This window comes from Leptospira noumeaensis, from assembly GCF_004770765.1.
In the GTDB taxonomy this organism is placed as follows: Bacteria; Spirochaetota; Leptospiria; order Leptospirales; family Leptospiraceae; genus Leptospira_A; species Leptospira_A noumeaensis.
This window is the reverse complement of sequence record NZ_RQFK01000026.1, coordinates 975,608-987,356: the sequence shown is the minus strand read 5'-3', so window position 1 is coordinate 987,356 and position 11,749 is coordinate 975,608. Positions and strand designations below refer to the sequence as shown.

At 38.5% G+C, this 11,749-nt stretch carries 9 protein-coding genes; 4 read left to right on the top strand and 5 right to left on the bottom strand.

The features are described 5' to 3' along the window. Positions 1 to 13: 13 nt before the first annotated feature. Both EHQ24_RS12855 and EHQ24_RS12850 read left to right on the top strand, forming a co-directional pair. Positions 14 to 265, top strand: coding sequence for a hypothetical protein (locus tag EHQ24_RS12855; protein ID WP_135587505.1), 252 nt, complete (start codon positions 14 to 16; stop codon positions 263 to 265). A gap of 63 nt (positions 266 to 328) precedes the next feature. Next, positions 329 to 1,963, top strand: coding sequence for a hypothetical protein (locus tag EHQ24_RS12850; RefSeq protein ID WP_135601989.1), 1,635 nt, complete (start codon positions 329 to 331; stop codon positions 1,961 to 1,963). Between the two features lie 40 nt (positions 1,964 to 2,003). Here EHQ24_RS12850 and EHQ24_RS12845 read toward each other — a convergent pair whose 3' ends face one another. Both EHQ24_RS12845 and EHQ24_RS12840 read right to left on the bottom strand, forming a co-directional pair. Continuing rightward, positions 2,004 to 2,915, bottom strand: coding sequence for an ankyrin repeat domain-containing protein (locus EHQ24_RS12845; RefSeq protein ID WP_135601988.1), 912 nt, complete (start codon positions 2,913 to 2,915; stop codon positions 2,004 to 2,006). Positions 2,916 to 2,920: 5 nt separating this feature from the next. Next, entirely contained in the window at positions 2,921 to 4,669 is a 1,749-nt protein-coding gene (locus EHQ24_RS12840) for a GMC oxidoreductase (RefSeq protein ID WP_135601987.1), read from the bottom strand. 132 nt (positions 4,670 to 4,801) lie between these two features. Between EHQ24_RS12840 and EHQ24_RS12835 the strand changes: the two genes are divergently transcribed. Then, positions 4,802 to 5,833, top strand: a complete 1,032-nt coding sequence (locus tag EHQ24_RS12835) for a DUF2804 domain-containing protein (RefSeq protein ID WP_135601986.1) — start codon at positions 4,802 to 4,804, stop codon at positions 5,831 to 5,833. 10 nt (positions 5,834 to 5,843) lie between these two features. On the opposite strand, the gene EHQ24_RS12830 is transcribed toward EHQ24_RS12835, so the two are convergent. Beyond that, the gene (locus tag EHQ24_RS12830) at positions 5,844 to 8,930 is read right to left on the bottom strand and encodes an efflux RND transporter permease subunit (RefSeq protein ID WP_135601985.1); all 3,087 of its coding nucleotides are present in this window, start codon (positions 8,928 to 8,930) and stop codon (positions 5,844 to 5,846) included. Positions 8,931 to 8,993: 63 nt separating this feature from the next. Continuing rightward, positions 8,994 to 9,668, bottom strand: coding sequence for a DsbA family oxidoreductase (locus EHQ24_RS12825; RefSeq protein ID WP_135601984.1), 675 nt, complete (start codon positions 9,666 to 9,668; stop codon positions 8,994 to 8,996). A 52-nt stretch (positions 9,669 to 9,720) separates the two neighbouring features. Here EHQ24_RS12825 and EHQ24_RS12820 point away from each other — a divergent pair, with 52 nt between their 5' ends. After that, positions 9,721 to 10,905 carry an Acg family FMN-binding oxidoreductase gene (locus EHQ24_RS12820; RefSeq protein WP_135601983.1) on the top strand — a complete coding sequence of 395 codons (1,185 nt, stop codon included), beginning with the start codon at positions 9,721 to 9,723 and terminating at the stop codon, positions 10,903 to 10,905. On the opposite strand, the gene EHQ24_RS12815 is transcribed toward EHQ24_RS12820, so the two are convergent. Beyond that, entirely contained in the window at positions 10,902 to 11,702 is an 801-nt protein-coding gene (locus EHQ24_RS12815) for an EAL domain-containing protein (RefSeq protein WP_208725770.1), read from the bottom strand. The two genes, EHQ24_RS12820 and EHQ24_RS12815, sit on opposite strands and share 4 nt — an antisense overlap. Between the last annotated feature and the right edge of the window lie 47 nt (positions 11,703 to 11,749).

Sequence of the window (11,749 nt, the reverse complement as noted above, 5' to 3'; positions counted from 1 at the left end):
TACGAGGTAAAAAATGAAAAAAATTCTTGTGATTCTCTCTATTTTCTCTTTCAGCACTTTTGGTGTTTTTGCTCAAACAGAAGCAGACGAAGAGCCTACAATGCAAACTGAAGAGGCTTCCGAAACCGTTAAACCTAAAAAAGAAAAAATCAATAATAAAGACGGTGAGAAAAAAGAGAAAAAAAATCATAAACATGGCGAGAAAAAAGGTAAAAAAGCTAAGAAAGCCAAAAAAGAGAAAAAAGCAAAAAAAGACGCAGAGTAATCTAAGTCTTTCTAAAGCAAGGAACCCCTGGTTACAGGGGTTTTTTTATGCCCTAAAAAACAAATGAAACCCATCACTAAAATGACAACCAATCTCTCGTTAGCAGTAATCTTTCTTTTAATCATTTCTTGTTCTAGTTCTGAAAGGAAAGATTCGGAAATTACAAAACCAATATCCGTAAGTTTCCAATTCAAACTCAAAGCCATTCCCAAAGAGTTGAAAGGGGAAAGCATTTCTTATCGCTTAAAATTCTATTTTTGTCCAAATACAAGTGGTAAAGACTGTTATACTCCCGTTGCCATCCTATCGCATAAGAACGCAAAAAAAATTCAGTCATCTACGGATCAAATAAGTTTTCAAGAGGTTACACCAAACCAGTGGACTCATCTTTCCATTCGCTTAGAAGGAATAGAAAAAGTTTACGGAAAATATTCGCCAGGTCATAATCCATTTTGGATTCAAAATACAGATTCGTTTTCTAAAAATCCAAACATAACTCATGAGTTTACTTTTGTGAGCCAAGAGAACTTAATTCCTAATCGAAAACAAGAGGAGTTAGCATCAAAATTTGCGCCCATCCTTGTCTTTCACAAAGATAAAAAATACTTACCAACAAATATAGAAAAATATGCAGACTACTTTCAATCGAAAGAATACACACTTCCTATTAAAGACATTCGTCGCAAATCCCTTGGTCAAACCACTTGGAACTATGTAGAATTTCCTGACCTAAGAGAATCAGGAAAACAAACCCATTTGTACTATCATGTACGTTATGCCAAAACCACTGTATCGGGAACTGGGAAGGAAGCCTTACCTGGATTTAGAGATAATGGAAACTACTGGTATGAAGTTGGAAATGGAGATATGGTTATTTCGTATTGGATTTGGTATGATTGGAATGAAGGGCCAACCAAATTTGGAAACATCCACCAAGGGGATTTAGAATCCTATGCCCTACTTGTCTCAAAAGATGGAAAACCAAAACGAATTTTACTCACAGGCCATGACCATATCTTACTTGATACGGATTTTAAAAATATTAACTCTTTAAAAAATCATCCCATCCTTTATGTGGCCACAGGGAATATGGGCTCCGATGGGGGAAATCCAACATCAGCTTATGGTGGTTACACGGTTAAACTCCATGCAGGAAATGCACTCTTTAATTATATTTCTGATCCTTGGGATGTATTTCCTAGTTTCGATCCGGAAAATTCAATTCTTATCATTCCCAAAGATCTAACTGAAAAAGATTTAACGAGTGTTAAGATTGGATCGGGAGTCAGAGACAAAACAACTACACTCGATGATTGTGATTGTAAAGACCTTCCCGAGCCCACTCGTTATGTGGATGCACGGAAAATGATCAAAGCAAGAATTGAAAGGCTCGTTTCTTGGGAAGAACCAGGATGGGTGGGCCAACCGGCAGACAAAGATCCCGACGGCCACCATAAAGTAGATCCAAAGGTATCCGCGTTTTTTCAGTTCCAAGGAAGACTTGGAAAACATCCGAGATCCGATTTAAGGATTCGAGAATTACACCAATACGGCGAATCTCCGGAGAATGCACCTTTCAAAACCAATATCGAACAACATTATACTTTTGAAAGTCCCAAAACGGAGAGATCTTATTCTGACAGAGAAGGAAACTATGGACCAAAATTTTTAGGAGATGATTCCACTCCACAAAAGTAGTCCGATTTAACCTATAAAATAAAATATAATCAAACTAGAACTAGATTAGTTCAACTAACTTTGCTTTGGTTAATTCTTCTGGTTTGAAAGGTTTTTCTTTTCGAATAAATTCGATCATTTCTTCTCGGCGTACATACCCCGCGCCGAGGATTGCTTTTTGGATCACAAAATCCTTCCAAGTTTTGAACGAATGACCAAACTTTTCACGGTCAAGTAACCTCGTGATTGATTCCTCATTTTCTCCCCACACAAAAGGATTGGCACCGGCATGGAGTAAATCTGTCATACATTCGACTGCGTCGGCAGAAGCAGATAAAAACAAAGCCGTATTTCCGAAATTATCTTTTGTTTCTAATGAAACTTTTTCTTCTTCCAAAAGAAACGAACATAACTCATGTAAGTTTCTCTCAGCAACCAAATGGAGTGCTGTTTTTCCTTCACGATCAATTTGTTGGACGATATCTGGAAACTTTGACAAAAGTTTAGTTACGATCTCAATTCGGTCTTCGATGATTGCTTCTAAAAATACAGATCGACCTTCTTCATTTCGCAAAGAAACAATCTCATCCGATAAGGAATTGAATAATACATCCCAAAGAGATTCTGCTGACTCAAGAACTGCCGAATGAAAGATGGTGTTCCCGTTTTTATCTCTGGTGAGAAGGTGATTTGAATTTTTCCAAACAGAAACTGTATCCACTAAGATTTGAAGGAAAGAATCTTTGTTTTGATTCACTACATCAAAGATAACATTGCCTGGAATGCGATAAGGAGATAAGGGATCGGCCCCCTTTTGGATGGCGTGACGAAAGAGCTCCGCACTCTCCATCTTTAACATCCAGGAGAGAGCATTCGTTCCATAAGAATCTAATTCATTCGGATCGGATCCGGCACTGATCGCGGCATCCCATTCCTCGATGTTACCTGATTTGGCTATGTCAATCAAACTCATTTAGGTTATGATACGCGTGTCCTCACTGGAGTCGATTTTTTAACGGAAGATTTCTTTGGAACAGATCCAAGGATTTTATCAAAACCCTTTTTTGTTTCAAAGGACAAAAATTGTGTTGGTGCTTTGTCTTTGGTTGGAACAAAACTCATGGCTCGTTCGGAAAGGGCCGTAATGGTCAAACTGGGATTCACACCTAAGTTTACTGTAAGCATGGACGCGTCACAAACACGTAGGTTCTCGTATCCAAAAACTTTGTTTTCCATATCGATCACACCCCTTTCCGGTGTGTCAGCCACAATACATCCACCCATGATATGGCCTGTCAAAGGGGCACTGAGTAAAGTGTCATTGAAAGAACTGCGAGGAATCCCACCAACAATCTCTGCGAGTTTCCTTGTAAAGGCATTGGCAATCGGAATATAAGTTGGTGTGGGTTCACCAGTGGAAAGAGCCGATGTGATGGTTCTTTGGAAAGGCCAAATGATTCGTCTTTTACGAACAAGTCGTACGCTATTATCAACAGTTTGCATCACAAGTAAGATGATGGAGTTTTTTGCAAACCCAACTGGGTTATGGGCTTTTAAAAAATAAATGGGATGGCGAAGCATTGTCCAAAAAAATTTAAGTGGTCTTGGAAACTTTCCTCCCCCATCGGTCATCACACTGGCAAGGAGAGCAAAAAAATCAGATCCTTTCGAATACCGAACCGGTTCAATATGAGTATTTTCATCCGGATGGACAGAGGAAGTAATGGCAATCCCACGTGAATAATCCACACCTTTGCTTGCGGGAACTGTTACTGGTAAAACTGTTTCACTATTGGTACGAACGGTATCACCTAACTTTTCTGACAATCGAATCATTTTGTTTTCAAATTGCATTTTGAGTAGAAGCCCAACCGTTCCCATCACACCGGCAGAAAGCACTACTTGTTTGGAACGAAATTTTCTTTTTGGATAACCAAACCAACCAGTGGTACTGTTTGTTTCTAATTCATATCCAAACTCACCACTTGCTTCTGGATCAGGAATTCCTTTTTCATTGAGTGGGACAAGAGAAGTGACTTTTGTTTCGGGAAGGATTACAGCACCTAACTTTTCTGCTAAGAATAAATAATTTTTGTCAAGAGTGTTTTTCGCGTTATGACGACAACCCACCATACAACCACCACAAAAGTTACAAGGATCTCGGTCGGGACCATCACCTCCAAAAAAAGGATCCTTGGGATCTTTTTTGTTTCCAAAATAAATTCCAACAGGTGTTCTGCGGAAGGTATCTTCCTTACCGAAGGATTTGGCAGTTTCTAATAAAATTTGATCCGGTTCCCAGAGTTGCGGGTTCTCTGTGACTCCAAGCATATGCTTTGCAACATCATAATATGGTAATAATGATTTTTCCCCACCCATTTTAGAATACAAAGGAGAGTTTAATACTTTAGAAGATGGAACATATAACGTACAAGCATAAACTAACGAACCACCACCTACACCCGCACCACTCACAAGTAGAAAATCATTGAGTAAGTTGATTCTTTGGATTCCGTAAAAACCTAACTTTGGCATCCATAAGTATTTACGAAGACTCCAATTGGTTTTGGGGAAGTCGGTTGATTTCCATCTTTTACCAGATTCAATCACTAAAACCTTATAACCTTTTTGTGATAACCTGTAAGCAGAAACAGAACCTCCAAAACCAGACCCTACTATAATAAAGTCATAATCATAATTTTGTTCTTTTGGAATGGATTGACTCATGGTTCGTTTTTCCTTCTTTATGCTGCGTGAGCGAAACTGAGTCTGCAAATGATTTCGATTTCTGTCAATTCGCTCTTATTAATTCTAATAAAAACTTCTCGCCGAAAGTGATGAATCCTTTTGAATCAGTTTATGCCTGAGATTAAAAAACAAATCCCTTTACTAAAAACTGATGGAACCCTTACAGAAGAAGGTTGGGCTAGGTCTCCTTTTTGGATTTATAACCGTGAAAGTATCGCCGCCTCCGCATTAAAAATCAAGGAATGGGATTATTACTCTATTTTGTCGCCTACAAAAGAATTTGGAATCACAATAACGGCATCTGATTTAGGTTATGCGGGACTATTTGCAATTTGTTTTTTAGATTTCAAACAAGGAACATTCAAACAAATTGATACTCTCTCTGTTTTACCTTTGGGTTCTACTGGATTCCCTCGTGTTAATAGCAGTGGACTCGTTCAGTTTGAAGATAAAAAATTACGAATTCGATTTGAAGTCATAAACGGAAAACGAATTTTAGAATTTGAATCCAAGTCTTTTGACGCGCCCGATGGTCACAAAGGTATCCAGGGAAAAATTGAACTTACCGAACCCAAAATGGATTCGATGAATATCGCAACCTCTTGGAAAGAAAACAGAAAAGCATTCTATTATAATACTAAAATCAATTGTATGCCTGCTTCGGGCCAAGTGTCTGTTGGAAATACCATTTATCAATTTGATTCCAAAAAAGACTTTGGAGCCCTAGATTGGGGGCGTGGTGTTTGGACTTATAAAAACAGATGGTATTGGAGTTCCGTCTCGGCTTGGGTGGATGGGAAACCATTTGGTCTCAATTTAGGATATGGATTTACAGACCGAAGTCCTGCTTCTGAAAATATCATTCTTTATGATGGCAAAATTCATAAACTAGAGGAAGTGGATTTTATCATCGATACCAAAAACTACATGGCTCCATGGAAATTTACTTCCAATAACAATCGTTTGGAATTAGATTTTACGCCAATTGTCGATAGAAATTCTTATATGAATTTTTTAATCATTAAAACAGTCCAACACCAAGTGTTCGGAACTTTTAACGGAACCGTGGTTTTAGACAATGGAAAAAAATTGAAACTTGAGAACATCCTCGGGTTTGCCGAAGATGTTCTGAATCATTACTAATACAACTAACTTACGTTCGTTTTTTTAGTTTGTAATAAGCAGAGAAACTTGCAGGGATAAAGATGAGTGATCCAAAGGTTCCAAATCCAAGTCCCCATGCCAAAGAAAGTGTCATAGGAATTAGAAGGGGATCCGATCCACCGATCGCATAAGCAGTAGGAATCATTCCGGCCATGGTGGTGAGTGTTGTTACCAAAATCGGTCGGAATCTTTCTGCTGATGCGGTAATGAGAGAATTATACAAACCTTCTCCCTTCGCCTGGAATTCTTCGATGGTATCCACAAGTACAATGGAGGCGTTCACGATCACTCCCGCAAGACCAATGATCCCGATCATAGCAAGAAAACTTAAAGCCTTTCCTGAAATCAAAAACCCAAATACAACCCCAACAAATCCTAAAGGAATCGATAACAAAATCAGAATTGGTTTTTTGATACTATTGAAGATGATCGCAAGGATTGCAAAAATTCCAAAGAATGCCAGAACACCGGCGGTAAGAAGTGAAACCATAGACTTGGCAGTTTCTTCTTGTTCTCCTCGAAATTTGATTTTATAACCAGGATACTTTTTACCAATGTTTCCAAACTCATCCACGATTTTAGCATTCACAATAGAAGAACTTGTTTTGGCTTCATCCACGTCAGCAAGGACAGTAATGGCTTTTTCATAATCATTATGATACAACGCTTCAATCCCTTGGACGGTAGTTTTTGTAGTAACCGCGGTGATTGGTGTTAGGAGGCCAAATTTATTGGATATTTGAATGGAATCCAAATCTTCCATTCCATCTCGGAACTGGTCATCATTCTGGATTACGATTTTGACTTCATCTTTACCCTTACGTAGATTAGATGCCTCTAATCCTTCCATGGCGGTTCGCACATAATAAGCAGTAACTTCTGTATCAATTCCCGTAATGGCAGAGGCAGTATCTTTCATACGAATTTGAATTTCTTCTCTACCAGGTTTGTAATCATCGTTGATATTGATGACACCGTCTTGTTTCCGTAGAAAATCTTGCATCTCATTCGAAATTTGTTTCAAAGTTTTATAATCGCGTCCTTCGATTGCAACAGTCACCGCAGCCCCAATTGGTGGGCCGTTCACAACCAAATCCACCATAACTGAAACAGCACCTGGAAGTTTTTTTAAATCTGGTTCTAATTCACCAAAAATTTCCTGGGCAGTTCGTTTTCGTTCTGTTTCAGGAACTAGAATGATCTGTGCCATTCCCAACTGTTCCCCAATCCGGGTGAGTGGATCTGTTGGATCGGTTTGTTGGATTCCAATTTTTAAAATAATACTTTGGACTTCTTCTTTTGGAATTTTATTCAAAATGGGTTGGAAGTATTGCAATTGTTTGGTGGTTTCTTGAGCAGAGAAGTCTGGAGGAAATTCCGCACGTACCATTACATAATCAATTCCTTCTTTCGGAAACAAATTGAAGTTCATGAGTCCGACAAGCCCACAAGAAGACAAAAACACAATTAAGATGGAACCCAGGGTTAGGAAAGGACGATTCACAACCTTTGTAATAAAATTGGTGAATCCTGATTTTAAAGAATCAAATCCATTTTCTAAGGCAGTACGAAACCTTTCACGTTGTTTCGAACGTTTTTTGACTTCATGTGATGTGAACTGTGCATACCGAACAGGAAGTAATAAAAAGGATTCAAACAAAGATAAAGTCAAAGCCACAATCACCATAAATGGAATTTGCCAAATGAATTTACCCATAATTCCGGACATAAAAGCCATCGGTAAAAAAGCTGCTACTGTTGTGAGATACGATCCAATAATCGGAACAAACAACTCGCTGGCACCAAGGACTGCAGCTTCTTTAGAATCAACTTTTTTAGATCGATGTTTGTAGATATTTTCAGAGATAATAATACTATTATCAACTAACATGCCCAGGGAAATGATAATCCCTAGCATTGATACTAAGTTGAAGGATACATCAAAGATAGGAAATGCAATCGTTGTTGCAAACAATGTTAGCGGTAGAGAAAGACTTGTGAGCAGTGAATCTTTAAGACTAAAAAAGAGGATTAGAACAACTACAACCAAAAACAAACCTTGAAGTGAGTTGGTGATCACCACATCCAATCGTTTGATGGCTCGTGCCCCTTCGTTGTTTAATTCCGTAAATTGGATGTTTGCTGGAATTTGTTTTTTTAATTCATCAATTCGTTCTTGGACAGCTTGTACAGTTCGAATGATGTCGGCACTGTCTTTTTTAATGATTTGTAAGACATAGGCCGGTTCCCCATTCACAACCGCAATCACACGTGGCCTTTCATAAGTATCTTTTACATTGGCAACTTGCGATAAAAGAATCGTATTTCCGGTTTCATTCGAACGAATAGGAATGTTCTTAATATCATTGATTTCATTAATTTCACCAGTCACTCGAATGTCTTGAGTGATTGGTCTTAAAAAAGAACCTGCAGGAACACTGATATTTCTTTTGGAAATGGCGTTGATGATATCAGAAAAACCAAGTGTATAACGTTTTTTTAAGTCAGGATCAACGCGAATGCGCCACTCTTCTTTTCTTTTTCCAAAAGCATCCACACGTGACACACCAGAAACTTTGCGCATTTCATCTTCGATGAACCTACCCATTTCTTGTAGTTCCATTTCGTTCATGGCACCATGGATCGCTACCTCTAACACAGGAAAGTTGGAACTTTTCTGTTCAGTGACAATGGGCCTGTCTTTCACTTGTGTTGGTAAATTAGTCACACGATCCACAGCTCGCCTGATATCGTTCACAACACCATCAGGGTTATTGTGTTCTAAATCGATTTTGATGCTGATATCGGATTCAGAGTTACGAGAGATGGAACGAACAGAATCCAATCCTTCTACTTCGCGTAATTTCTCTTCAATGGGAATGGTAACTTTTTTCTCTACGTCCACAGGACTTGCGCCAGGATAAACCGTGAGAACACGTACCTGGCGAAAGTTTACCCGAGGGAACGCTTCTCGTTTCATAGATAAAACGGAAATCATCCCCGCAAGGAACAAAAAGATAAAAACCAAATTGGCAACTAATGGTTTGTAGACGAAGAAATGGATAACTTTTTTCATAAATAGAATTCGATTAGAATCAATCTAAAAATCTTGAATGTTCGGTCAAGATGAAACGTTAATTTATTGACTTTGTTTTTCTGACTCGCGTTCTTTTAAAACCGTTTCGATCACTTCTACAAAAACGGAAGGGTCTTGCGCGCCACTCACAGCATATTTCCCACCAATGATAAAGTATGGAACACCGCTGATTCCATTTTGATGGTAATAAGAAATTTCTTGTCGGATATTTTCTTTGAGTTCTGGGTTTTCAAAAATGGAATCAAACTTACCACGATCTTTGTACAATGGTTCTGCCACCTTCCAAATGGTTTCTTTGTCAGTAAGATCCTTTCCTTCTGAAAAATTAGCAGCAAAAAACAAATCCACGAGTTTAGCTTGTTCTTCCAAAGTAGGAAGTCCAGCTACAAGTGCATGTAAAATGAGTGTATTGGTTGCTTTTGGAATGGCTTCAAACTGAAAAGGGATACCTACTGATCTTCCAATTTCGGTAAGACGTTGCCAAGCTCCATCGAGCCTATCCAAACTTCCAAATTTTTGTGTTAGGTGCTCTTTGTAATCGATTCCTTCTTCTGGAATTTCAGGAGAAAGTTGGAAAGGTCTCCATCGAACTTGTGGATCGATTTTATCACCAACGGTTTGGAGGGCCAACTCCAGTTTCTTTTTTCCGACATAACACCAGGGGCAAGCTACATCAGATACGATATCAATGGAAAAAGGTTCAGAGTTGGTTGACATATTAGATTAGACTCCGATTCAATTAAGGTCTAGAACCATAAATGAGAAAATAATGAAGCTCACAAGAAAAAGATTTCTAATCAACAGTTTTGCCTCAGGTGCCCTAGTTTCCCTCTCCACATTACAAAAAAATTTATTTGCCTATGGGGCCGAATCCTCCGCCCTCCACAGAAAAGATCCCATTGGATTTGCAGAATCACTTGGGTTTACTAAACCATTGGAGCAAATCCTTCTTACGGCTCTTCTCGCCCCCAATTCCCATAATTCACAACCTTGGAAAATTAAAAAGGTATCGGATTCCGAATTTTTACTTTTTGGTGACGGAGAAAAACAACTTCCCGAAATTGATTCCCTCAACCGGCAATTTTTTCACACACAAGGGACTTTTTTAGAACTCGCTCATTTAACAGCCGATAAACTTATGTTTGATACCAATATCACATATTTTCCAAAAGGAAAACCAAGTTCTAAAACGTTTTCTACTTTGCCAGTAGCTAAATTTCAAATTGCCCCAAAATCAAAATGTGTTCATGACTTTTTATTTTCTGGAGTCAGTGACCGTAGAATGGACAGGTCTATCTATTCAGGAAATTTCATTACGAACGAAGAAATCAATGATTTAAAAATATTAATGGGGCCAACCAAACATAAATTACTCTTTGTGAATGATCCCAAACAATTAGAAACCATCTTACCTATACTAGATGCAGCATTCGCTATGGAAACCAATCGTACAGAATCGAATGAACTAAATCGCAAATGGTTTCGAGTTTCCAAAGAAGATATCTATCAAAAACGAGATGGACTTACCCTGGAAGGGAATGGACTTTCCGGAATCAAACTTTGGTTTGCCAAAACATTTTTCGTAGATTTATCGAAAGAAGCCTGGCATTCGAAATCTTCTAAGGATGCTGGAATCCAAATGTTTCAAAACCAAGTCTATTCTTCGAAGGCTCTTGTTTTTTTCATTACAGAAGGTTCTGATGAGGAACGTACTTGGATGGAAGTGGGACGAGATTTTATGCGAGTGAGTTTGGCCTCTGCTGTGCGTAAAATTGCCTTTCACACCATGAACCAATCTGTGGAAGATTATCCAGAAAGTAGAGAGTTCACCAAACAACTGAAAACGATACTGGGATTAAAATCAAAAGAACAAATCCAATTGATTGCAAGGCTCGGAAGAAGTTCCTATGAATACAATTCCCCTAGACGTGAATTAGAAAGTTTTTTAATTTAAAGAGTTGGATAGAACACTTCACCAGCGGATTCAAAGGCTGGTTTGGAAAACAAATAACCTTGGTAAAGAGAAATTCCCATATCTACCAAAACTTTCAATTCTTCGATTGTTTCAACACCCTCGGCAATCACCTTAATTCCAATTTCTTGGCATACACCCGCAATGGCCTTGGTTAATTTTTGTGCCACCGAATTGGTATGGATGTTACGGATGAGTTCCATATCTAATTTAATCAAATCAGGTTGGAATTTTGCGAGTAAATTAAGTCCTGAGTAACCAGATCCAAAATCATCAATCGCAGTCAAAAATCCATATTCTTGGTATTTTTTAAAAATATTAATGATGTGATCATGATCTTGTACTTCTTCACCTTCCGTTAATTCAAATACCAATCGATTCAATGGGAATTGGTATTCTTGGCTGGCTTCTAAAGTTGTTCGAATACAAGTTTCTGGTTGGTAGACAGCATTTGGCAAAAAGTTAATATTCAAATATGAGGGAATACCAATCTGACTTGCCAATTGAATGGCTTTAATGCGACACGATTGATCAAACTGGTATCTGTTAGTGGCATTAAGCTTAGAAAGAATGGAATACGCGGACTCGCCACTCGTCCCGCGAACCAGTGCCTCATGGGAATAAATTGTTTTTTGGTTCCAATCGATGATGGGTTGGAAGGCCATCGTAAAAGAAAAATCTAGGCCTGCCCCATTACGACACTCTGCACAACTATACAACTTTGGGATTTTACCTGAGGGTGCTTCGATGAGTTGGTCTTCCGGAAATTTATGCTTCATAAGCGTGTTACTTTTTAGACGAAACCTAGAAATAATTTGAAATTATA